Origin of the sequence: Microbacterium sp. NPDC056003, assembly GCF_042274785.1 — a bacterium.
In the GTDB taxonomy this organism is placed as follows: domain Bacteria; phylum Actinomycetota; class Actinomycetes; order Actinomycetales; family Microbacteriaceae; genus Microbacterium.
Genome location: NZ_JBHJXQ010000001.1, coordinates 1,948,489 through 1,970,871, shown reverse-complemented (window position 1 = coordinate 1,970,871; position 22,383 = coordinate 1,948,489). Strand labels below are relative to the sequence as shown.

Below are 22,383 nucleotides of genomic sequence, written 5' to 3'. Positions count from 1 at the left end.
ACGGCCGTCAGGCTCGTGCGCGAACCCGCTTCCGGCGCGCGGCCCGCCACGCACTACCCTGGGCGTATGCGCCTGCACGTCGCCGATCACCCCCTCATCACCCACAAGCTCACGGTGCTGCGCGACGAGCGCACGCCGTCGCCGGTGTTCCGCCAGCTCACCGAGGAGCTCGTGACGCTTCTCGCCTACGAAGCGACCCGCAGCGTGCGGGTGTCGCCCCTCGAGATCCAGACGCCCGTCACGACGACCACCGGCGTGAAGATCAGCGAGCCTCGCCCGCTCGTCGTGCCCATCCTGCGCGCCGGCCTCGGCATGCTCGAGGGCATGGTCAAGCTCATCCCCACCGCCGAAGTGGGCTTCCTCGGCATGGTGCGCAACGAAGAGACGCTCGAGCCGTCGACGTACGCCGAGCGCCTGCCCGACGACCTCAGCGATCGGCAGTGCTTCGTGCTCGACCCGATGCTCGCGACGGGCGGCTCGCTGGGCGCGGCGATCGAGTTCCTCTTCGCGCGCGGCGCGCAGGACGTCACGGCGATCTGCCTGCTGGGCGCCCCCGAAGGCGTCCAGGCGATCGAGAAGCAGGTCGAAGGCCGCGACGTGACCCTCGTGCTCGGCGCAATGGACGAGCGCCTCAACGACAAGGGCTACATCGTGCCCGGGCTGGGTGACGCCGGCGACCGCCTGTACGGGACGGTCTGACCGACCCTCGGACGACGGTCTGGCCTATCCTCACACGATGCTGACGGCACGGGGGTCGGATGCTCCGACCGCCGTGACCTCGCCGGTCACGAGTCCACGCCCCATGACCGCGATGGGCGTGAGCGCGCGGCCGTTGAACCGCGTCGCTGTCACCGATGTGTAGGCGCCCATCACCGGGCTCACGAGCAGATCGCCCACGGCGAGTTCGGGCAGCAGGGTCTCGCGCGCGATCACGTCGGTCGAGTCGCACGTCGGCCCGCCCAGCGTCGCCCACCGGTGAGCCTCGGTGCCGGACGCCCCGTCACGCAGCTCCTTCTCGGCGATCACGATCGGATGCACGTCTTCGGCGACGACGTTCGAGTACGAGCCGTACACTCCGTCGTCGAGGTAGTACCAGCGTCCGTCGCCGCGTTCGGCGACGCCGACCACACTCGTCACGAGGGTCATCGCCTCGGCGACCAGCACACGGCCGGGTTCGGCAATGATGTCGAGTCGCCCGACATGCGGCTCGAGGATCGGCCGCAGGCGGGCGGCGACCTCTTCGATCGTCGCGCTGGGCCGGTCGTACGAGACGGGGAACCCGCCCCCGATGTCGAGCGTGTCGAAGCGCACGCACAGCCGGCGCTCGAGGTCGACCATCAGCGCGAGGGTCTCGCTCACCGCGACGGCGAACCGGGCGGGGTCATCGAGCTGGCTGCCGACGTGGAAGCTGAACCCGGCGATGCGGGTGCCCTGCCGCTTCGCCTGCTCGACGAGGCGGGCCGCTTCGAACGGGCCGACGCCGAACTTGCTCGACAGGTCGCTCTTCGCGTGCGGGCTGCGGTAGGCCAGCCGTACGAGGAGGCCGACGTCGGCGGGTGCGCCGGCGAACTTGGCCAGTTCGACCTCGTTGTCGACGACGAACGTGCGCACTCCCGCGGAGAGCGCCGCCGCGATCTCGGACGGCTTCTTGACGGGATGCGTGTGGATGATCCGCGCCACATCGATCCCGCGCCGGGTGAGCAGCTCCAGTTCCTCTCCCGTGGCGATGTCGAAGCCGCTGCCCGCGTCGTCGAGTGCACCGACGACAGCGTCGTGGGAGAGAGCCTTCACCGCGTAGTGGAAGCGCACGAACGGCAGCGCGTCGCGTAGCCGGCGGTACTGCCGCCGCACTCGCTCCGGATCGAGCAGCAGCAGCGGGGTGCCGTGCAGCGCGAGCGCGGCACGGGCGGCGTCGGTGGAGAGGAGAGCGGATGCCTCGGCCCGCCGCCGTTCGACGAGCGTGCGGGTTGCGCGGCGGTCGGCGCGGGTGTCGGTGGGCGCGACGGCACCGGCGTCGGTGCCGGTGTCGGTGTCGGTGCCGGTCACGGTGCCGGTCATGAGACCTGCTCCTCGGTGCGCGATCCGCCGCGGAGACCTATGCGGGCGGTGATCGTGAACGCCCCGGCGGCGATCGCGTAGAAGACGATGTCGGCGACGATCTTGCCGGCGAGCAGGCCCCATAGCGGGTCGGCCAGCAGCCAGACTCCTGCCATCAGCAGAGCGGGCCGGATGAGCAGGGTGTCCAGGAGCTCGGCGACGCCGAACTCGGCGACGAGCAGCAGCATGGTGCGCCCGAGCGCCACACGGCGGTTGCGCGAGACCGGCGCCTGCTCGATGTAGATGGTGATCGCGAGCACGGCGTAGAAGCCGACGGTCTCGCCGAGGAGTCCGGCGAGGGCGATGACGGCCGCGTTGCCTGTCCAGATCGTCACGCCCAGCCCCGCGATGAGCATCGCCGCAGTGCCGACGATCTCTGCCGGGAGGTACCGCGTGATCCAGAAGCCCAGACCGCGGCGCCGCGCGCCGGGCGCAGCGCCTTCGTCGGTCTGCTCCGTTGTGGCGGGGCTGTGGGCGATCGTGGTCATGTCGCACCCCCTCACCCGTGGAAGAGGGCAGGGCGGAGCGCGTGATACCGACGCCGGCGGCCTAGGACACCGGCAAGAAAAGGTGCGGCATCCGCCCCTCGCCGAACGAATGCCGCACCCGCGCCTATGCGACGCTACGTCAGCGTACGCTTGCGAGCGGAACCTCGAGACGGGGTTGACATGCTCGCCGCCGTTGTCTAGAGGATCAGTTGTCGAGAAGGGGTTCCTGCGGGTTGCGTCGACCCGTCTCCTGCTCCCAGAACTCCAACTGCTGGGTCAGTGCCTTGGCGAGTTCGAAGACCTGCTCCGGGGGGATCCGGATGCGGCTCACGACCCGCGCGGGGACGATGGTGTGCCGTTCGCCGGTCTCGGCGTCGACCTGTTCGCGCGGCGGCTGCGCGAGGGTGAGGAAGTCCATCACGAACACGGTGGGCGTGTGCCACACGTTGGCGAAGTCGGCGTATGCGCCGCCGATGTGCTCCGGCGGAAGGTCGATCTCGAACTGGCGCGGCGCTTCGTCGGCCATGCGCACCTCCTGGGTCGCTGTGTGCGCGAGTCTACGCGCGGGTCAGCCCCGCCCGACCAGCCGGGCGAATCCGCTGAGCCGCGCCACGCCCTCGGGCGTGTACGGCAGGTCGTCGAGCAGCGCCGGCGAGTGCACCAGGTAGGCGGTGTGCTTGGCGCGGGAGATCGCGACATTGAGCCGATTGCGCAGCAGCAGGAACTCGAGACCGCGCGGTGCGTCGCGCCCCGCGGACGCCGCGAGCGACACGATCGCGACGGCGGCCTCCTGCCCCTGGAAGCGGTCGACCGTTCCCACCGGGATGTCGGAGAACCCGGCGGCGGCCAGAGCCTCCTCGACCGCGACCTGCTGGGCGTTGTAGGGCGTCACGACGATGATGTCGCCCTGCTGAAGCGCCCGCGGCGCGAGCGGTGTCGTCACGCCGTCGTCGTCGACGCTGATATCGGTCCAGGCACGGCCGACGACGTCTCTCACGATGTCGACGACGGTCGCAGCCTCCTCGACGGACTGTGTGGCGTTCCCGCGGTGGCGGACCGGCACTGGATGCAGTCCGGGCTCGACCCCCTCGAGGGTGCGCAGTGCGGTCGACGGATGGGCGGCGAGCTCACCCCGATACGACAGCCGCGAGACGGGCTCGGCGACGGCGGGATGCATGCGCCACGTGCGCGCGAGGAAGTAGCCGTACTCGGGCGGGACGACGTCGGCGCCGTCCATGACCCAGCCGAGCGCCGACGTGTCGACCGGCTCCGGGTGGGTACCCTGGCTGACCTGCGGAAGCTGCTGCGGGTCGCCGATCAGCAGCAGGCGCGGCGATGCGAGTGACACCGCGATGGTCGACGCGAGCGAGAACTGCCCGGCCTCGTCGATGACGAGGAGGTCGAGACTGCCGCGCGGGATGCGCCCCTCGTGGCTGAAGTCCCAGGCCGTGCCCCCGACGACGAATCCCGAATCGGCCCGCTCGACGGTGAACTCGGCGACGCCGTTCTTGCGCAACGGGGTGAAGCAGTAGTCCTCGCGCTCGGTCTTGGGCGCCTTGCCCACGAGATCCTTCGGGACGCCCGCTGCGACGATGCGCTCGAGCATGTTCTCGACCACCGCGTGCGACTGCGCGACCACGCCGACCTTGAACGCGCGCTCGCGGACGAGCCGGGCGATGACGTGCGAGCCGACGTACGTCTTGCCGGTACCCGGCGGGCCCTGCACCGCGAGGTAGCTGCGGTCGAGGTCGACGACCGCGCGCACGATCGCGTCGACGTCGTCGCCCGTCGACGCGGGCAGTCCGCCGCCGACGGTGCGCGGCGGACGCCGAGCGAGGATGTCGGTCGCCGGATCGGCGGGGAGCGACGGCGCCGCGCCGACCACCGCGTCGGCCCACGCGTCGATCGCCGACTGCTGGTTCCCTGCGGACGGCGGCGCCATCGGCGTGAGCGCGACCGGCAGTCGCGACCAGGTCACGCCGTCGACCGCTGTCTCTTCGACGATCGCCCCGTTGTCGAGCACCTCGAGCACGGTGATCGACCGGTACGAGTGGATCCACCGTGGCGACCCCTCGAACGGGTACGGTGCCGGCAGCTCGTACAGCGCGAAGGGCTGGCCGCCCTCGCTGAGGCGCGTCCCGGGCGCCAGTTCACCGCGCAGCTCGATCGTGCGCCGCTCGCCGCCGCGGCCACTCTCGGCGAAGTGCCAGTCCTCGACCACCCGGGAGCGCGCGGGGTCGATGACCACGACATCGCGCGTCTCCTCCCACAGCGACACCGGTTCGCGCAGCCGGAGGAAGTGCGTCGCCCAGAAGGTCTTCGACTCACGCGGGTAGTAGTCGATGGCAGCGGCACCCAGTCGCAGCGACTGCGCGTCGGCGGAGTCGGCGGGATGCTCGAGGGCGAGCCGCTCCAGGGCGAGTGCGCGGTGCGACGGCTCATACGCGCGGTCGTCGGCCTCGCCGTTGGGCGAAGGGCGCAGACCCGCCTCGCGGGCGCGATCGACCAGCCAGTCGCGCAGGCGCCGCGTGGACACGCAGTCGTAGCGGTTGTAGTCGGCGAGGTCGTCGAGGATCTCCTGCGCGGCCGCCTCGTCGCCGTCGGCGGCGAGCGCGCGGGCCTCGACGTAGCGGACGATCGAGTCGTCACCCTTCTGCACGTCGCTCGTGCGCACCTCGGCGCCCATGTAGAGCGGCTCGAGCTTCTTGATCGAGTAGGAGCGCGAGCCCACGCGCAGCGAGCGCCGCACGATCGGATACAGGTCGACGAAGACCCCGTCGCGCAGGAGTCGGTCGACATCGGCCTCGCGGACTCCGTGCCGAGCGGCCATGGCGAGCAGGTGCGACGGCTCGTAGGGCGCGTAGTGGTAGATGTGCATGCCCGGATGCTGCCTGCGGCGCAGGTCGACGATGTCGAGGAACGTCTCGAGGGCGCGCTTCTCATCGGCGAACGAGTGCGCCCACAGCGCGCTGTACTGCTCGCGGTCGTCGACCCAGCCGAAGAGGTAGTCGATCCCCCATTGCGTCGGCTCGCCCTCGCGGCCCGGCGGCTGCGGCTCACTGTGCAGCGGGTCGCCCTCGAAGTCGAAGAACAGATCGCCATGGTCGGGGCGGGGCAGCGCGCCCAGCGCGGTCGGGGCCACGACCTCGAAGGTCGGCAGCGGCGGGGGGCCGGCGTGACCCGACGGTGGTGACACGAGCGGGGGCGTCCCGGCGGGACTGTCGAGCTGCAGCCTGGCCTGGGTGCGCAGCATCCCGAACGTGTCGGGGTTCATGCCCGCAGGACCCCGCGGCGCGACGGCGAGCTCTTCGATCGTGCGCACCCCGGCCGCGCGCAGCCGCTGTCGCTGAACCGGTCGCATACCGGCGACGAGGAGGAGATCGCGGGATGCCACGACCTCGGCGTCGCAGGTCGCGCAGCGCCCGCACGCGACGACGTCGAGCTCGTCGCGCGGGTCGCCCCAGGCGATCGCCTCGCCGGCGACGCGCAGGTCGAGGCGGCGGTCGGCGATGAGCGCGGCAAGGCGCTCGCGCCGCAGACGGAACACCGGCAGCAGGTCGTCGACCTCGTGCTCGCTGACGCTGCCGTCGCCGAGGAGGAGCTCGACACGATCGGATCGCGGAACGCCGAGACGGTCGAGCTGGTCGACGTACGCCGCGAGCTGCATGAGCGCGGTGACCCGCGCATGCCGGGCGAGCTTGGTGTCTTGCACGACCCACCGGCCGTCAGCGTCGCGGACGAGGAAGTCGGCGAACCCGACGAAGTCGTTCGTGGCGAAGGCGGCCTGGTAGACGACGTCGGCGTCGGAGACCAGGGCGGCGTTCGTGAGGGCGACGGCCTCGGCGAGCGCCGCGGCGTCGGACGACCGCGCCTCGGGAACCTCGACGACCCCGTCGCCGAACCGCTCGACGTACTCGGCGAGCACACGGCGCTCGTGCAGGGTGCCCAGCCGCCCGGCACGGAGCAGCGTGAGGTCTTCGGGCTCTTCGACCGCCGCCACCCGCCCCAGCTTCGCGTCGATCGCTCGCAGCCACGCGAACTCGCACTCCGCCGCCGCCTTGAGGTCGCTCGCGCTCCAGACGATCCGGCCCTCGTCTTCGATGTATCGCATTCCCGCCCTTCTCCTCCACGACCCTAGCCGCGGCCGCCGACACCCCCGTCCACGCAGGCGCGGCACGGAAGCCCCGCGCAGGCCCCCGCGCAAGGTCTCGCCCGCGGCCGAGCGCGCCTGACAGACTGAAGGCATGAGCCTCCCCTTCGAGAGCGCCTACCGGCACGGGTTCGCACGCATCGCGGCCTGCACGATCCCGATCACGATCGCCGATCCCGTCGCGAACGCCGACGCCGTGCTCGCCACGGCGCGCGAGTGCGACGCCGAGGCGGTGGCGGTCGCCGTCTTCCCCGAGCTGTGCCTCACCGGCTACTCCATCGAGGACCTGGTGATGCAGGATGCCGTGCTCGACGCCGTCGAACGCGCGATCGAGCGGCTGGTCGAGGCATCCGCTGATCTCTTCCCGATGCTCGTGGTCGGCGCGCCGCTGCGCCACGGCAACCGGCTCTACAACTGCGCCGTCGTGATCCACCGTGGCGAGCTTCTGGGCGTCGCCCCCAAGTCCTACCTGCCGACCTACCGCGAGTTCTACGAGCGCCGCTGGTATGCGCCGGGCGATGACCAGGTGGGCGAAGACATCCGCGTGGGCGAGCTGGAGGCTCCGTTCGGCCCCGACCTTCTCTTCGAGGCGCTCGACGTGCCCGGGCTCGTCGTGCACGCCGAGGTGTGCGAAGACGTGTGGGTGCCGATCCCGCCGTCCGCCGGCGCAGCCCTCGCCGGCGCCACCGTGCTGCTGAACCTCAGCGGCAGCCCGATCACCATCGCCCGCGCCGAGGACCGCAAGGATCTGTGCCAGTCGCAGTCGCTCCGCTGCCTCGCCGCGTATGCATATGCCGCCGCGGGAATGGGCGAATCCACGAACGACGTGTCGTGGGACGGCCAGACGATGATCTACGAGGGCGGCAGCCTGCTGGCCGAGACGGAGCGGTTCCCCGACGGACCGCGCCGATCGGTAGCCGACGTCGATCTGGACCGTCTGCGACAGGACCGCCTGCGCCAGGGAACGTTCGACGACAACCGCCGCACGTACGACCCGCGGTTCCGCGTCGTGCACTTCGAACTCGACCCGCCCGCCGCCGACATCGGGCTGCGGCGCACGCTCGACCGCTTCCCGTTCGTGCCCGACGACCCCGACCGGCTGGCGCAGGACTGCTACGAGGCGTTCAACATCCAGGTCTCGGGCCTGGTCCAGCGCATGCAGGCGATCGGTGGGCCCAAGCCCGTCATCGGTGTCAGCGGCGGACTCGACTCGACGCACGCGCTGCTCGTCGTCGCGCGCGCTATGGACCGCATGGGCCGCCCGCGCAGCGACATCCTCGCGTACACGATGCCCGGATTCGCGACCAGCGCGCACACCAAGTCGAACGCCATCGCCCTGGCCGAGGCGGTGGGGGCCTCGATCGAGACGATCGACATCCGCCCCCTCGCGACCGAGATGCTCGAGCGCCTGGACCACCCGTTCGCCGACGGCGAGCCGGTGCACGACATCACGTTCGAGAACGTGCAGGCCGGCCTCCGCACCGACTACCTCTTCCGCCTCGCGAATCACCACGGCGGCATGGTGATCGGCACGTCCGATCTCTCGGAGCTCGCGCTCGGCTGGGCGACATACGGCGTCGGCGACCACATGAGCCACTACGCGGTGAACGCGGGCGTGCCGAAGACGCTCATCCAGCACGTGATCCGCTGGGTGATCTCGCACGAAGGCGAGGGCTCGACCGACCTGTCGCCGGATGCCAAGCGCGTGCTGCAGTCGGTGCTCGACACGGAGATCTCGCCCGAGCTCGTGCCGGCGGGGCAGGACGGCAAGCTGCAGTCCACCGAGGACCGCATCGGCCCGTACGCGCTCCACGACTTCGCGCTGCACCACATCCTGCGGTTCGGGTTCCGCCCGTCGAAGATCGCCTACCTCGCCGCGCACGCGTGGGGGGACAAGGATGCGGGCGCCTGGCCGCCCGGGTTCCCCTCCGAGGACCGCTACGCCTACGACCTGCCGACGGTCGCGAAGTGGCTGCAGGTCTTCCTGCGGCGCTACTTCGCGTTCGCGCAGTTCAAGCGCTCGGCGATCCCCAACGGCCCGAAGGTCTCGCCGACCGGCTCGCTGTCGCCGCGCGGCGACTGGCGCGCGCCGTCGGACGGCAACGCGAACGTGTGGATCGCGGAGCTCAAGGCCGCTCTCCCCGAGCTCGTCGAGGAGTGAGCGGAAGGATGCGGTCGCGGCCGCGTCCCGTGCACAGAATCGGAGATCGTCGCCGACACGCCGCCGGCCCGGGCCGGCGCGCGGCGTGTCGCTCAGGATCTCCGATTCTGTGCCGGGCTCAGGTCCCGGCGACGCCGGATCGGGAGGGTCAGACCGGCGCTGCGCCGTAGGCGAGCGTGATGATCCAGCTGTCGCGCGACAGGTCGGCGAGCGTGTAGTAGACGCGGCGATCGGGGATCCAGCCCCGCGTGCGCGGACTGTCGAGGCGCACATGGTCGGCCGCGACCCGCGCACCGCGGCCGTCCGCGTCGCGCACGGCCTGCACGCGCGTCCAGTGCGCGAGCAGCTGGTCGACGTCGCTGTCGTCGTACAAGTGGGAGTGCCGCTTCATCTCGCGCAGCGTCGGCTCGTCCGGGTGGGCGTCGCGCAGGTCGAGGCCGAGCGGGATCGCGGGGTCGGCGACGGCGACCACCGTGGCCGCCCGGTAGTTGGCGTTGCGGATGCGCAGCGGCACCTCCTGGCCATCCACTTCGGCGATGAGCTGGGTGTGGAAGCCGAACGTCCCCGGCGCCTCGCGCTCGACGCGCACGGTCTGGGGATCGACGCCGAGCTGCGCTGCGACGATCTCCTTCGCCAGAGCGCGCTTGCGATCGTGCTCCGGAAGCTTCGGGTCCCAGCCGAGCCGCGCCGTGATCCCCTCCGGAGTGTCCAGCAGCACCGATTCCATGGTCCACCTCTTCCCGCGGCCACCCGCTTCCTTCATCATGTCGCGGGTTCCCGGAACGAGGAAGTGCGCCGCGCGAGGGATGCCGCAGCCCCCGGCATCGCCCGCGTTCCGGGTCCCGCAACCCCCGGGCTTCGCCCACGTTCCGGGCCCCGCAACCCCCGGCTTCGCCCACGTGCCGGGTCCCGGAACCGCCCGCAGCGGCCCCCGTGTGCGGCGCGCCGGGGGCGGTGCCAGGATGGTGCCATGGCCAGACGCGCGACCGTGGTCGGCAGTGGGCCGAACGGGCTCACCGCCGCTGTCGCGCTCGCCCGCGCGGGCTTCGAGGTGCGCGTGCTCGAGGCCGCCCCCGCTGTCGGCGGCGGCGTGCGCAGTGCGGAGCTGACCCTGCCCGGGTTCGTCCACGACGTGTGCTCGGCGGTGCATCCCGCCGCCCTGTCGTCACCGGTCTTCCGCGCCTTCGGGCTCGGCGAGCGCATCGAGTGGGTCCGCCCCGAGGCGTCCTACGCCCAGCCGCTCGACGACGGGCGGGCAGCGATCGCGTGGCGCGACATCGAGCGCACCGCGTCGGGGCTCGGCCGCGACGGCCGGATGTGGCTCGCGGCGCTGCGGCCACTGAGCACGCACCTCGACGCCGTGGTGGACTTCACCGGATCCCAGCTGCTGCGCTGGCCGCGGCATCCGGTCACCACCGTCCGTTACGGGCTGCGCGCCCTTCAGCTGGGCTCGCGCCTCGGCCGCGGCACCTTCGCGACGGAGGAGGCGAACGCCCTGCTCGCGGGTGTGCTGGCGCACTCGAACTCACGGCTGCCGAGCGTGGGCGCGTCGGCGTCCGGACTCTTCCTCGCGGCGCACGCGCACGCGGCGGACGGGTGGGCCTTCCCCCGCGGCGGGGCGCAGCGCATCGCGGATGTGCTCGCCGACGACCTGCGGGCGCACGGCGGCGCGATCGAGACCGGACAGTACGTGACCACGCTCGAGGGTCTCGACTGGGGCGACCCCGCCGCGGGCGATGTGCTGCTGCTCGACACGACGCCGCGGCTCGCGCTCACCCACCCCGATATCCCGGCGCGGTATGCGAAAGCGATCCGCCGCTACCGCTACGGGGCAGCCGCCGCCAAGGTCGACTTCGCGCTCGACGGCCCGGTGCCGTGGGCGCACCCCGCCGTGGCGCACGCGCCGACGGTGCACCTCGGAGGGACCCGCGCCGAGGTCGAGGCGAGCGAGAACGCCGTCGCCCGGGGTAGGGTCACCGACCGTCCGTACGTGCTCGCCGTACAGCCGACGGTGCTCGATCCGAGCCGGGCGCCGGAGGGCAAGCACGTGCTGTGGACCTACATCCACGTGCCGGCGCACTCGACGCTCGACGCCACCGAGCTCGTGACGCGTCAGGTCGAGCGCTTCGCCCCCGGCTTCCGTGACCGGATCCTGGCGTCGAGCTCCATGACCGCGGTGCAGCGCGAGGCCTACAACCCGGCTGACATCGGCGGCGACATCCTGGGCGGGGCGTTCACCTTCGCGCAGGCGATCCGCCGGCCGACGGTCTCGCCGACGCCGTGGCGCACGCCGATGCCCGGCGTGTACCTCGCGTCGGCCGCATCGCCGCCCGGCCCCGGGGTGACGGGCATGCCGGGGTGGTACGCGGCGCGGCGGGCGCTGCGCGACACGCAGGGGCTGCGGCTCGAGCCCGAGGACCTGTTCCGGACGTGACGGCATGGATGGTTTCGCTGCAGTCGACTTCGGGTTCGCGCGGGAGGTGCTCCAGCGGGGCATCGCCGCGATCTACGTCGTCGCCTTCATCTCGACGCTGAACCAGTTCCGGCCACTGCTCGGCGAGCGCGGCCTGCTGCCCGCGCCGGAGCTGCTGGCGTGGGCGAAGGCGTCGGTGCCCGGGCGAGGCCAGGACGCCCAGGGGCCCCGCCGCGCGCGCAGATCGGCCTGGCGGCTGCGCCCGACGCTGTTCCGCTGGGTGACGTACACCGACCGCCGGCTGGTGGCGCTCTGCTGGGCGGGCGTCGTCGTCGCGGCGGCCCTGGTGTGCGGCATCCCGCAGCTGTTCACTCCGTGGGCTCCGATGGCCTGCTTCCTGGCGCTGTGGCTGGGCTACATGTCGATCGTCAGCATCGGGCAGACCTTCTACGGCTTCGGCTGGGAGATGCTGCTGCTCGAGGCCGGCTTCCTCGCCGCGTTCCTGGGATCCGCCGCCGAGCCGCCGCCCACGGTCGTGATCGTGCTGTTCTGGTGGCTCGTGTTCCGGCTGGAGTTCGGCGCGGGCATGATCAAGATCCGCGGCGGACGCGAGTGGCGCGACCTGACGGCGCTCACCTACCACCACGAGACCCAGCCGATGCCCGGTCCGCTCAGCCGGCAGGCGCACCTGCTCCCCCGCTGGTTCCACAAGGGCGAGGTGGTGGGGAACCACGTCGCCCAGCTGATCGTGCCGTGGTTCCTCTTCGCCCCGATCCTCGGGCTATGGGTGCCCGGACCCGTTCCCGCGATCGTCGGTGCGGTGGCCGGCGCGATCATCATCGCGACGCAGCTGTGGCTGGTGATCACCGGCAACTTCGCCTGGCTGAACTGGATCACGATCGTGCTCGCCTTCTCGGCGATCGGGCTGCCCTTCGGGCGTGACGCGACCCTCGCGCACGAACCGCCGTGGATCGTCGACGGGCTGCCGCTCCCCTGGCTCGTCGTCACCTGCGCTGTCGGAGTGGTCTACGCCGTGCTGAGCTGGTGGCCGCTGCGCAACCTCTTCGCGCACCGGCAGCTCATGAACGCGAGCTTCAACCGCTGGCAGCTGGCGAACGCCTACGGTGCGTTCGGCACGGTCACCAAGCAGCGGATCGAGATCGTCGTCGAAGGGACGACAGACGAGGATCCGGATGCCGCGACCTGGCGCGAGTACTCCTTCAAAGGCAAGCCGGGCGATGTGCGGCGCGTGCCCCGGCAGTTCGCTCCGTATCACCTGCGTCTCGACTGGCTGATGTGGTTCCTGCCCCTCGGCCGCTCTCTCGACGACTGGTTCACGGTGCTCCTGATCAGATTGCTCGAAGCGGATGCCGCGACCCTGCGGCTGCTCGCCGACGATCCGTTCCGCGGCGAGCGGCCGATGTGGGTGCGCGCGGTGGCCTATCACTATCGGTTCACCACGCACGCGGAGTTCCGCATCGCCCGGGAGCGGTGGCATCGGCAGCGGCGCGGCGACGTGCTGGGCCCGATGGCCCTGCGCCGCAGCTGACAGCGCATGCCGCAGGGGCCGGGTCGCGGGGTGGCTGAGGCGACCGGCGGACGCATCCGGGCGGGCGCGACCGGCAGACGTTCAGGTAGAGCCGGGGGAGAATAGGGGGGTGAAGCTCCTCGTCGCGGCCCTCGAGGCCGAACTCGTCGCGTTCCCCGCCGACCTCCCCGGCTTCGACCGGCTCGTCACCGGTCCCGGGAAGCTGCAGGCCACGTACGCACTGACGCGCGCGCTCGACGCCCGCGCGTACGACGAGGTCGTCGTCGTCGGCACGGCCGGCGCCATCGACGCGACCCTCGAGGCGGCCGTCTACGACATCGAGGCGGCGATCCAGCACGACGTCACCGACATCGACGGCCAGGTCGGCCAGCACGTGTCGCTTCCCCCGCGCGTGGAGCTCGGTCGCGACGGCGTCATCATCGCCACCGGCGACCACTTCGTCGACGACGCCGAGGCCGTGTCGGTCATCCGCCCGCTCGGAGCGCGCCTCGTCGACATGGAGACCTACGCGTACGGGTGGGTCGCCGAGCAGTTCGGCGTGCCGATCCGCGTGCTCAAGGCCGTGTCGGACCGCGCACAGGACGACGCGATCACGGACTGGCGCGCCACCGTGACGGCCTGCAGCCACCAGCTGCGCGACACGATCCGCGCCGAGTACGGCGTCTGACCGTCAGTCCCTGCGCGAGAACAGTCCGCGCAGGATGAAGAACACGATCGCGGCGACGACGGCGACGATGACGAGTTTGCCGATGAACCACAGCAGCGAGAACAGCACGTCGACGAGCACCCAGGCGATGACGATCGCCGCGATGACTCCCAGAACGGTCCACACAGTGCTCTTGTTCACCCTGACAGCCTAGATAGTCTGAGAGGCCGCGGGGATCGTCCTGGCTTCCGCGCGACCTCTTCTCGGCAGCAAGGAAACCATGAGCGACCCCACCCCTCCCCCCTCCGACGACGCGACCCCGGCCGACGCGCAGCCCACGCCGGCGCCCGACGCGCAGCCCACGCCGGGCGACGCGCAGCCCACCGAGGCCTACGCGGCGCCTGCCGACGCGCAGCCCACGCCGGGCGACGCGCAGCCCACCGAGGCGTACGGGGCGCCCGCCGATGCGCAGCCCACCCAGGCGTACCCGCCTGCCGACGCGCAGCAGACCGAGGTGTACCCGCCCGCGTACGGCCAGCCGACCGCCGGCCAGCCCGCCGCCGGTCAGCCGTACGGACAGGCGTCCGACCCGGCCGCGTACGGCCAGGCGGCCTACGGCCAGCCCGCGTACGGGCAGCCCGCGTACGCCGCCCCGGCGCCCGCGGATCTCGCCACCCGACCGCGCACGCTCGGCTGGGTCTCGCTCGGTCTCGCGATCGGAGGCCTCGTGCTCGTCGGCACGGCCTATCTGCCGCTGGCATGGGTCTCGCTCGTCCTCGCGATGATCGGCGGCCTGCTGCTGCTGGCGGCGCTCGTCTTCGGCATCGTCACCCTCGCGAGCAAGAAGCAGGGCGCCAAGGGCCTCGGCATCGGCGCGATCGCGGTCTCGGTGCTGGGCGGGCTCGCCTGGATCGGCGCCATCACGCTCGCCTTCGTCTGGATCGGACTCGCCGCGGTGGGGTCGGACTCGGCAGGCGGGCTCGATCCCGCGCCGACCGTCTCGGAGTCGGCGCCCGTCGAGGACGGCAGCGACGAGGGGTCGGAGGGCGAGGCGACCGGAACCTACGACGAGGCCGCGTACCTCGCCGCCGTGCGGCCCGAGATCCTCGCGATCATGCAGGAGATCGAGCCGAGCATCACCGAGGAGGTCACGGCGCAGTTCTACACCGACGAGATGCTGATCTCGATCGGTCAGAGCACTCTGGTCATGGGCGACGCCGGCGTCGAGGCAGCGATCGACGGCATCGTGGAGGGCTCCGACGGCATGTTCGGTGAAGAGCAGGCCACCCGGTTCATCACCACGATCTACGACGCAGCGCAGCAGCACCTCGTCGAGTAGTCGACGAACGAGAAGGGCGGGCCGGTCTGCGTACCGGCCCGCCCTTCCGCGTCATCGCCTCACGACGCCCACTGCGTCCTCGGCCAGGTGATGGCGGCCAGATTCGCCTGACCCGACAGCGACGGGTGGAAGTAGTCGCGCGTCGAGATGTCGGCCCGGGTGAACGCGTAGTTCGCTACGGCCCCGCCGTCGTACCGGCACCACGCGTACGCCGCACATGCCTCCGCGAGCGCCTGGTTGTACTCATTGACCCGCTGCTGCACCGCGGCACGACGCTCGACGTCGACTGCCTTCGTGCTCGTCGGATTCGCCAGCATCGACTTGCAGATGCCGAGCAGAGCCCAGGTGAGTCGCGCGCTCGCGCTGGACTTGTTGACCTCGTACATCCGCAGCAGGTTCGGGACGCTCGCGATGAAGACCCGCGGCGCGGCAGTGCTCGTCGACAGCGTGACGAGGGCGTTCTGCACGTTGGTCTTGAACGTGGCGGTCGGCGTCATGGCCCCGACGGTCTTGGTGCACGCGTCGTTCGCCCCGATCTCGATCGTGACGTACTGCGCGCCTTGCGTCACCGCTTTGGCGGCCTGCGCGTTCAGGGCTCCGGAGGCGGCCCCGGCGACGGCGTTGTTGTAGCCGACGGCGTTGTCGGGCGCGGCGGTCGCCCGGAGGCGGAGCAGATGCGAGTTGACCGAGGTCGTCGATCCGGTTGCCCAGCTGTTCGCCGGACAGTTGACCAGACTGCTGCAGGTCATCGACGCCTGGGTGATCGAGTCGCCCAGCGCGGCCATGACGCGCACGTTGTCAGGTGGAAGCGGAGCCGCGTGGGCGGCGGACGCCGTGAACAGGCTGCCGGTGACGATGATCGCCGAGGCGGCGAGGGTGGCGAGGGCGCGGCGCCCCCAGGATGAGGTGCGCATGTGGAGGTACTCCGTACGACGGTGTGGATGGAGCGTGCGCGGCGCGCAGCCGCGGCCGGACGGGGCCGGCGGTTCGGGCGTGATCGGTCCCCCAGGAACGATTCTGCGCGAACGCTACACCCGCGTATCCAGGCGGGGCAATGGGGGTCGCGTCACGCGCGCAGTGCGGCCTCTTGGCGGATGATGCTCGGCCCCTGGGGTGTGGCCTCGACGGCCAGCTGCGCGGGCAGCTGCTCCTTCATCGCTGCGACGTGACTGATGAGGCCGACCGTGCGGCCGCCCTGCCGCAGCTCGTCGAGCGTGCGCATCGCCAACTCGAGCGTGTCGTCGTCGAGCGAGCCGAACCCCTCGTCGATGAACAGCGTGTCCAGTCGCACTCCGCCGGCTCGTGCGGTGACGACCTCGGCGAGGCCGAGCGCCAGCGCAAGCGACGCGAGGAACGTCTCTCCGCCCGAAAGCGACTGCGCCGGACGGGCGAGGCCGGTGTGCGCATCCATGATCGAGAGTCCGAGCCCGGACGACGCGCCGCGCGCCGCGAGGGCGTCGCTGTGCTGCAGGCGATAGCGCCCGGACGACATGTCGTCGAGCCGCAGGTTCGCGGCCTCGACGATCTCCTCCAGCTCAGCGGCGAGGACGAACGACTCAAGGGTCATGCGATGCGTGTTCGGTGCTCGGCCGGCGACGGTGTTCGCAAGCCTGGCGATCACGGCGTGGTCGGCGGCGAGACCGCTGATCGCGTCGTGCGCGGTCGTCGCGCGCCGGACGAGGTCGGCGAGCCGCTCGGCGACCTGTGACGCGTGCGCCGCCCGGTCGACGGCTGCGCTCCACCGGTCGCGGGCCGCCTCGAGCGCGAGCGCGGTCGCGGCGACGTCGATCAGCTCGTCGGGCGCCCCGGCGAGCTCGAGCTCGAGGTCGCGCAGACGATCGCGCTCCGCGCGCAGGGCAGCGTCGTGCTCTCGGATGCGCTCGTCGAGGGAGCTCCTCGCCTCGCTCGCGCGCAGGGCCGCCGCCGCATCCAGGACGTCGGAGAAGGCGGATGCGGCGATCCGGGCGTCGCGGTCGTCGGCGGAGCGCCGGGCGGACGCCTGCGCGGCGTCGGCCTCCGTCAGTGTGTCGTGCAGCGCGGTCGCGAGGGAACGCCCCGCTGTGGCGTCGGCGATGCGGTCGGCGACGCCTGCGAAGTCACCACGTGCGTCGTCGACGGCACGGCGCGCGGAGGCCGCATCGGCCGTGAGCGCGGCCAGGCGCTCCCGCAGCGCACTGAGCTCCGCCGCCAGCGACTCGCGCTCTGCTCGTGCCTCAGCCTCGGCGGCCGCGAGCTGCCCGCGCTCCCTCGTCAGGCGATCGCGACATGCGGCTGCGTCGGACGCCGCGACCACCGATGCCTCGGCCACGGCGAGCTCGGTCGTCAAGGTGTCGGCATCGGCGCCGCCCGCGCGCGCGACGGCGTCCGCGCGGCGCTCGCGTGCATCCTTCGCGCGCGCGGCCACCACCTGCTCCGCCTCGGCGGCGACGTCGCGCGCGTGCTCGGCAGCGGTGATCTCGTCATCGGAGACGGGGTGATCGGAGGCCGGGGCCGGAGCCGGGTGCTCTGTCGCGCCGCAGACGGCGCACGGCTCGCCGTCGACGAGCTCCGCGGCAAGCTCGCCGGCGCGGCCCTCGAGCCGGCGCCGCAGCAGCGCGGTGACGGCCGCACGCGCGGCATCGAGCTCGGCGCTCGCCTGCAGATACGCTGCTTCCGCCGCGCGTGCGGCGGCGTCGAGGCGCGCGGCCTCCTGCGCGGCGGCGAGGCGGGCCGCGAGGGCGTCGCGGTGCGCGATCGCCGCGTCGAGGGCGCCTGCGGCTCCTTGCGCAGCGCTCAGGTCGGCGTCGAGCTCAGCGAGTCGTGCGGGGAAGGCGCCTCGCAGCTCGTCGATCCGGCCGAGGTTCCGGGCGTGCTCCGCCGCGCGCGCCTCGCCCTCGGCGAGCTCGGCGGTCAGCCAGACGAGATCGCGCTCACGGGCCTCGGCGGCTGACCACACGGCGAGGTCACCGGTCTGCTGCTCGATGAAGGCGGCGAGGGCTTCGACCGACAGGTCCGCGTCAGCGGGGCCTGCAGCCTCGGCCCAGGCCGCACGGGCACGCTCCACCTCGGCGACGGCGGCCGCCGCCGCCTCGGCCGCCCCGGCCGCGGCCTCGATCGGCGCCCGGAGCGCTTCGGCCTCGAGCGCGCGCCTCAGCGTCTCGCGGTCAGCAGCGATGGCGGGCTCGGCCGCCTCGAGGTCCGCGAGCGCCGACCGGGATCGCGCGCGCTGCTCCTGCTTGCCGCGCAGCGTCTTCGCCGCGGAGTGGGCGCTCTCGGCTGCACGATGCGCCGCGTCGGCATCGGCGCGCTCGCGCACGAGCGTCTCGCCGCGGTACTCGGCGCGCTGCACCCCCACACCCGCCGCGGCGAGGCGCTCCGCCGGGGCGCCTCGCTCGACGGGCGACCCACCCTCGAGCTCTTCGGCCGCGAGGAGCCGCTCGGCCTCCGCCAGCAGCATCTCGACGCCGTCGCCGGCCGCAGCGAGCGCCCGTTCGGCGTCTTTCCTCCGCTCCTCGAGCGCGAGCTGATACGCCTCATAGGTGCGGGTGCCGAACAGCCGGCGCAGCAGCCGCTGCCTTTCGTCGTTCTTCGCGAGGAGGAACTCGGCGAACCGGTTCTGCGCCAGCAGGATCACCTGGAGGAACTGCTGCTGGCTGAGTCCGAGGATCTCATCGAGCGCATGCGCGACGTCGACGGGGCGCGCGGCACGGCCGACCCATTCCCCCTCGACCTGCTCGTCGAGCTGAGCCCGGTGGGGCTCGGTCGTCATGCCGGTGCCGCGCTGCTTCGGGCGCTCGTACTCCGGCGAGCGCGTCACGCGCCAGCGGCGTCCGGCCGCGCTGAACTCGACGGTCACGCCGGTGGGGTCGTCGGGAGCGCAATGGTCGCTGCGCAGCCGCTTGTCGGCTCCGTCGTAGCGCGGGACCCCGCCGTAGAGCGCGAAGGTCACCGCGTCGAGCACGCTCGACTTGCCCGCGCCCGTGCGGCCCGCGATGAGGAAGATGCCGTCGTCGGCGAACGCGTCGAAGTCGACCTCCTGCCGCTCGCGGAACGGCCCGAACCCGGTGACCTCGAGTCGGTGCAGCCTCACGCTCTCGCCTCCGCGAGCGTGCGCTCGTCGATGACGTCGCGGATGACTTCGGCCTCGCGCTCGGAGGCCCCCTCACCCTCGCGCACGTGAACGAGGAAGGCATCGACGAGCTCGGCGTCGCTGCGGGCCTGGCGCACGCGGCGCGAGTAGGTGAGGCCGTCGTCGCCGCGCAGACCCTCGGGCGTGTGCATGACGGTGGCGCAGTGCGGGAACCGTGCCTGCAGCCGACGCATGGGATCGAGCTGCGGGGTGGCGTCGGTGTACTGCGCGCACACCCAGGCGTCGGTGACATCGGCGAAGCGCTCGTCGCCGAGCAGCTCGTCGAGCGAGCCTCGGATCGTGATGAGCCGGCGCGGCACCGGCAGGTCGAGCCACTCCACCGCGGCGAGACCGTCGGCATCGAGGTCGATCAGCCAGGAGCCGCGGGGCTTGTCCCCCTCGCCGAAGCTGTAGTGCAGCGGGGCGCCGGCATAGCGCACGCGGTCGGACAGACGCTGGCGGCCGTGGATGTGGCCGAGCGCGACGTAGTCGGGCCCGTCGAACGCGGCCAGCGGAACGACGTCGAGGCTTCCCTGCCGGATCTCGCGCTCGACGCCGGGCGTGGCATCGACGCCGGCCGCGAAGCAGTGGGCGATCGCGACGGAGCGTCCGCCGCGACGCACGGCATCGGCGCGGACGAGCCCCATTGCGTGCTCGATGGCGAGACGCTGCGAGCGGATCTCGGCGTCGGGCCACAGGTGGCGCACGAGCGCGGGCTCAAGGAACGGGATACCGTAGAAGTGCACCGGCCCGTGCTCGTCGTCGACGGTGACGGGCGTGCCCGTCGCCATCGGGTCGGTCATGACGTGGATGCCCTGCCGCAGCAGCGAGGACTGGAACCCGAGGCGTGCCGACGAGTCGTGATTTCCGCTCGTCACCACCACGGTCGCACCGGCGTCGGAGAGTGCGGCCAGCGCGTCGGTGAGTACGCCGTAGCAGGCGGCGGCGGGCGCAGCGGAGTCGAACACGTCGCCCGCGACGACCACGACGTCGACCTCGTGCTCGCGCACCTGGGCCACGAGCGCCTCGAGCACACCGCCGAGCGCATCGAGCGTGGCGTGGCCGTGGAACGACCGCCCGATGTGCCAGTCCGACGTGTGCAGGATCCGCATGTTCACACCGTACGTTCGCGCGCCGACATCGCGGTCGAGGCAGGCCGGGCGAGGCCGATGGGAGGGCGCGTCGGCGGGGCGTAGCCTGCTCCCATGCCCTTGCCCGAGGTGTGCGTCGTCTTCATGATGCGCACCGGCGCGGACGGCCTCGAGGTGCTCCTGGGCGATCGGCTGACGGGCACCGCGCGGGGGCGGGTCGTCGGCGTGGGCGGCGCTCTGCAACGGGACGAGACAGCGCGCGGTGCCGCGGTGCGCGGCCTTCTCGAAGAGGTCGGCGTCGGGGTCGCGGCATCCGATCTCCGCGAAGCAGGCGTCGTGGAGCGGCACTTCCCGACGCGGCCGACGCTGTCGGAGCAGGCGACGGTGTTCGTCTGCCGGCGCTTCACCGGCATCCCGGCGGCGAGCGCGACGTTCGCGCCCCGGTGGTTCCCGCTCGCCGAGATCCCCTACGGACGCATGCGCGCCGACACCGTGCGGTGGCTGCCGGGGGTGCTGCGGGGAGGCGGTGTCGACGCGAGGTTCACGTTCGGGGCCGACCTTTCGACGGTCGTGATGGAAGCGAGCTGAGCGGATGCCGCGACCCGGCGGCGCGTGCCGCCCGCCCGCGTGCCCGCAGACGTATCGTGGAATATGGCGCCCTCGACGGAACCCGCTCCGCGATCCACGGTCGTCGCCCTGGTCGGCGGCGACAGCGAGCCGCTGCTGAGCGGACTCGCAGACGTTCCTGCCATCCGCGCGCTGTCGCTGCGCGAGGCCGATCCCGCCTACGCCGCCCGTGCAGTCGTGTCGGCGGCCTCTCCCTATGTCGTGCACGATGCCGACCCCCTCGAGCACGTCGCCGCGGCATGGGTCGAGCTGTACGAGGAGCGCGCCACGCTCGGCACGCTCGAGATCGAAGTGCAGACCCTCCTCGGACTCTTCGCCCACGGCGATGCGGTCATGCCCGACTACTACGTGGTCGTCGAGCCCGAGTCGATCGAGGGCACGTGGCGGCACTGGTGGCTCGGCGCGCTCGCGCATCGCGCGCCCGCGCGCGTGCTGCCGGTCGAGGCCTCGGCGACCGCGCTGCGCGCCCGCCTGCGCGCGCTTCCCACGTCGCGGCCGTGGCCGGATCCGGAGTGGCTGCGGCGGGTGCAGTTCGACATCCCCGACCGGGTGGGGCTGCGCGACGAGTCCGGGGCCGCATGATCCGGTCGAATACGCTTCTGGGGTGAGTCCGGCCCGAGAATTCTCCTTCGCCGGCGCGACCCTCGTGGTGGAGCGCCGCGGCGCCGGCGACCCCGTCTACCTGCTCATCCACGGCATCGGCATGGGCCGCAGCGTCTTCGCCGACCTCATCGCGCACCTCGACGATCGCGCCGAGGTCATCGCGATCGACCTGCCCGGATACGGCGAGGCGCCCGAGCCGCGCCGGGTCCTCACGATGGAGCGCACGTCGGACCTGATCGCCGCCTACCTGCGCTGTCACGCCGATAGGCCCGTGATCGTGATCGGCCACTCGATGGGCGCGCAGATCGCCCTGGAGCTCGGGGCGCGGCATCCGTCCGTCGTCGCCGCCCTCGTGCTCGTGGGGCCGACCGTGGATCCGGACGCGCGGTCGGGGCCCCGGCAGCTGTCGCGGCTGCTGCGCGACATCGCAGGCGAGAGCCCGACGGTGATCGCCCGCGGGGCCCGCGAGTACGTGCGCGCCGGCCCGAAGCTGCTCACGAAGTTCCGCGCGATGCTCGTCCACCGCCCGGAGGACGTGCTGTCCGCCGTCCCGGCTCCGACGCTCGTGCTGCGCGGCGAGAACGACCTGGTCGCGCCCCGCGCGTGGTGCGAGCGCATCGTCGCGTCGATGCCCGACGCGCGTCTCGAAGAGGTGCCCGGCCGTGGTCACGAGACGATGATCCGGGATGCCGCGCCCGCCGCCGCGCTCGTCCGGGCGTTCGCCGGCGACCGCTGACGGACTGCCGCGATCGAGCGGATTCCTGCCACCTCTGCGGGATCGGGCAATGTCGGACCCCCGGCGTACGTTCGACTCATCGGAACCAACGGAGGAAACAATGCTCTCGCTCGTCACCGCCGCCGAACAGCAGTACCGCCACGAGACCGAGTGGCGCGATCGTGAACTCGCCCTGCTGCGCTCCATCCGCGCACGCCGCGAGTCGCAGGCCGCCGCGCTCACCGCATCGGCCGTCGCGCCCGCACCGGCCGCCCCTGCCCGCCCGCGCGGCGTGTGGGCCCGACCGATCGGGGTCCATGCCGCTGCGGCCGACGCCTGCCCGACCGCTTGCGCGATCGCCTGACGTTACTGCGACCACGCCCTCGCCGAGGGCGT

At 72.3% G+C, this 22,383-nt stretch carries 19 protein-coding genes; 10 read left to right on the top strand and 9 right to left on the bottom strand.

Going from position 1 to position 22,383, the window contains the following annotated elements; genetic code table 11:
- The first annotated feature begins 66 nt into the window (after nucleotides 1-66).
- The gene (upp, locus tag ACFC1W_RS08925) at nucleotides 67-699 is read left to right on the top strand and encodes a uracil phosphoribosyltransferase (protein WP_241112097.1); all 633 of its coding nucleotides are present in this window, start codon (nucleotides 67-69) and stop codon (nucleotides 697-699) included.
- 30 nt (nucleotides 700-729) lie between these two features.
- On the opposite strand, the gene ACFC1W_RS08920 is transcribed toward upp, so the two are convergent.
- From ACFC1W_RS08920 to ACFC1W_RS08905, 4 genes are all read right to left on the bottom strand, one after another.
- Nucleotides 730-2,058 (bottom strand): type III PLP-dependent enzyme, encoded by a 1,329-nt coding sequence (locus ACFC1W_RS08920; RefSeq protein ID WP_375991169.1) that lies wholly within the window; start codon nucleotides 2,056-2,058, stop codon nucleotides 730-732.
- Nucleotides 2,055-2,585, bottom strand: a complete 531-nt coding sequence (locus ACFC1W_RS08915) for a hypothetical protein (protein ID WP_375991167.1) — start codon at nucleotides 2,583-2,585, stop codon at nucleotides 2,055-2,057. Before ACFC1W_RS08915 ends, ACFC1W_RS08920 begins: the two co-directional genes overlap by 4 nt.
- 205 nt (nucleotides 2,586-2,790) lie before the next feature.
- Nucleotides 2,791-3,111, bottom strand: a complete 321-nt coding sequence (locus ACFC1W_RS08910) for a DUF3467 domain-containing protein (RefSeq protein WP_241112100.1) — start codon at nucleotides 3,109-3,111, stop codon at nucleotides 2,791-2,793.
- A gap of 42 nt (nucleotides 3,112-3,153) precedes the next feature.
- Nucleotides 3,154-6,696: a TM0106 family RecB-like putative nuclease gene (locus tag ACFC1W_RS08905; RefSeq protein WP_375991164.1), complete on the bottom strand. Its 3,543-nt coding sequence runs from the start codon at nucleotides 6,694-6,696 to the stop codon at nucleotides 3,154-3,156.
- A 133-nt stretch (nucleotides 6,697-6,829) separates the two neighbouring features.
- Between ACFC1W_RS08905 and ACFC1W_RS08900 the strand changes: the two genes are divergently transcribed.
- Nucleotides 6,830-8,896, top strand: coding sequence for an NAD(+) synthase (locus tag ACFC1W_RS08900; RefSeq protein ID WP_375991162.1), 2,067 nt, complete (start codon nucleotides 6,830-6,832; stop codon nucleotides 8,894-8,896).
- A 148-nt stretch (nucleotides 8,897-9,044) separates the two neighbouring features.
- On the opposite strand, the gene ACFC1W_RS08895 is transcribed toward ACFC1W_RS08900, so the two are convergent.
- Nucleotides 9,045-9,623, bottom strand: a complete 579-nt coding sequence (locus ACFC1W_RS08895; RefSeq protein ID WP_375991160.1) for a hypothetical protein — start codon at nucleotides 9,621-9,623, stop codon at nucleotides 9,045-9,047.
- A 243-nt stretch (nucleotides 9,624-9,866) separates the two neighbouring features.
- Between ACFC1W_RS08895 and ACFC1W_RS08890 the strand changes: the two genes are divergently transcribed.
- The 3 genes from ACFC1W_RS08890 (at nucleotide 9,867) to ACFC1W_RS08880 (ending at nucleotide 13,525) form a co-directional block, all read left to right on the top strand.
- The gene (locus ACFC1W_RS08890; protein ID WP_375991158.1) at nucleotides 9,867-11,330 is read left to right on the top strand and encodes a phytoene desaturase family protein; all 1,464 of its coding nucleotides are present in this window, start codon (nucleotides 9,867-9,869) and stop codon (nucleotides 11,328-11,330) included.
- A 4-nt stretch (nucleotides 11,331-11,334) separates the two neighbouring features.
- A complete protein-coding gene (locus ACFC1W_RS08885) occupies nucleotides 11,335-12,858 on the top strand; it encodes a lipase maturation factor family protein (RefSeq protein WP_375991156.1) in 1,524 nt (507 codons plus the stop codon).
- Between the two features lie 109 nt (nucleotides 12,859-12,967).
- Nucleotides 12,968-13,525 carry a nucleoside phosphorylase gene (locus ACFC1W_RS08880; RefSeq protein WP_375991154.1) on the top strand — a complete coding sequence of 186 codons (558 nt, stop codon included), beginning with the start codon at nucleotides 12,968-12,970 and terminating at the stop codon, nucleotides 13,523-13,525.
- Nucleotides 13,526-13,528: 3 nt separating this feature from the next.
- Here the strand turns inward: ACFC1W_RS08880 and ACFC1W_RS08875 are convergent, their stop codons facing one another.
- Complete coding sequence (locus ACFC1W_RS08875; protein WP_375991152.1) at nucleotides 13,529-13,705, bottom strand: hypothetical protein; 177 nt, start codon at nucleotides 13,703-13,705, stop codon at nucleotides 13,529-13,531.
- Nucleotides 13,706-13,784: 79 nt separating this feature from the next.
- Here ACFC1W_RS08875 and ACFC1W_RS08870 point away from each other — a divergent pair, with 79 nt between their 5' ends.
- The gene (locus ACFC1W_RS08870; RefSeq protein WP_375991149.1) at nucleotides 13,785-14,843 is read left to right on the top strand and encodes a hypothetical protein; all 1,059 of its coding nucleotides are present in this window, start codon (nucleotides 13,785-13,787) and stop codon (nucleotides 14,841-14,843) included.
- 59 nt (nucleotides 14,844-14,902) lie between these two features.
- On the opposite strand, the gene ACFC1W_RS08865 is transcribed toward ACFC1W_RS08870, so the two are convergent.
- From ACFC1W_RS08865 to ACFC1W_RS08855, 3 genes are all read right to left on the bottom strand, one after another.
- Nucleotides 14,903-15,757: an SGNH/GDSL hydrolase family protein gene (locus ACFC1W_RS08865; protein ID WP_375991147.1), complete on the bottom strand. Its 855-nt coding sequence runs from the start codon at nucleotides 15,755-15,757 to the stop codon at nucleotides 14,903-14,905.
- 152 nt (nucleotides 15,758-15,909) lie between these two features.
- Nucleotides 15,910-18,912, bottom strand: coding sequence for an AAA family ATPase (locus ACFC1W_RS08860; RefSeq protein ID WP_375991144.1), 3,003 nt, complete (start codon nucleotides 18,910-18,912; stop codon nucleotides 15,910-15,912).
- Entirely contained in the window at nucleotides 18,909-20,063 is a 1,155-nt protein-coding gene (locus ACFC1W_RS08855; protein ID WP_375991142.1) for an exonuclease SbcCD subunit D, read from the bottom strand. Before ACFC1W_RS08855 ends, ACFC1W_RS08860 begins: the two co-directional genes overlap by 4 nt.
- 93 nt (nucleotides 20,064-20,156) lie before the next feature.
- Here ACFC1W_RS08855 and ACFC1W_RS08850 point away from each other — a divergent pair, with 93 nt between their 5' ends.
- The 4 genes from ACFC1W_RS08850 to ACFC1W_RS08835 all read left to right on the top strand — a co-directional run bounded on the left by ACFC1W_RS08850 (nucleotide 20,157) and on the right by ACFC1W_RS08835 (nucleotide 22,351).
- On the top strand, nucleotides 20,157-20,630 hold the full coding sequence (locus ACFC1W_RS08850; protein ID WP_375991139.1) for an NUDIX domain-containing protein: 474 nt from the start codon (nucleotides 20,157-20,159) through the stop codon (nucleotides 20,628-20,630).
- A 63-nt stretch (nucleotides 20,631-20,693) separates the two neighbouring features.
- Entirely contained in the window at nucleotides 20,694-21,251 is a 558-nt protein-coding gene (locus ACFC1W_RS08845; protein WP_375991137.1) for a hypothetical protein, read from the top strand.
- A 22-nt stretch (nucleotides 21,252-21,273) separates the two neighbouring features.
- Nucleotides 21,274-22,008: an alpha/beta fold hydrolase gene (locus ACFC1W_RS08840; protein WP_375991134.1), complete on the top strand. Its 735-nt coding sequence runs from the start codon at nucleotides 21,274-21,276 to the stop codon at nucleotides 22,006-22,008.
- 100 nt (nucleotides 22,009-22,108) lie between these two features.
- Entirely contained in the window at nucleotides 22,109-22,351 is a 243-nt protein-coding gene (locus ACFC1W_RS08835) for a hypothetical protein (protein WP_375991131.1), read from the top strand.
- Nucleotides 22,352-22,383: the final 32 nt, after the last annotated feature.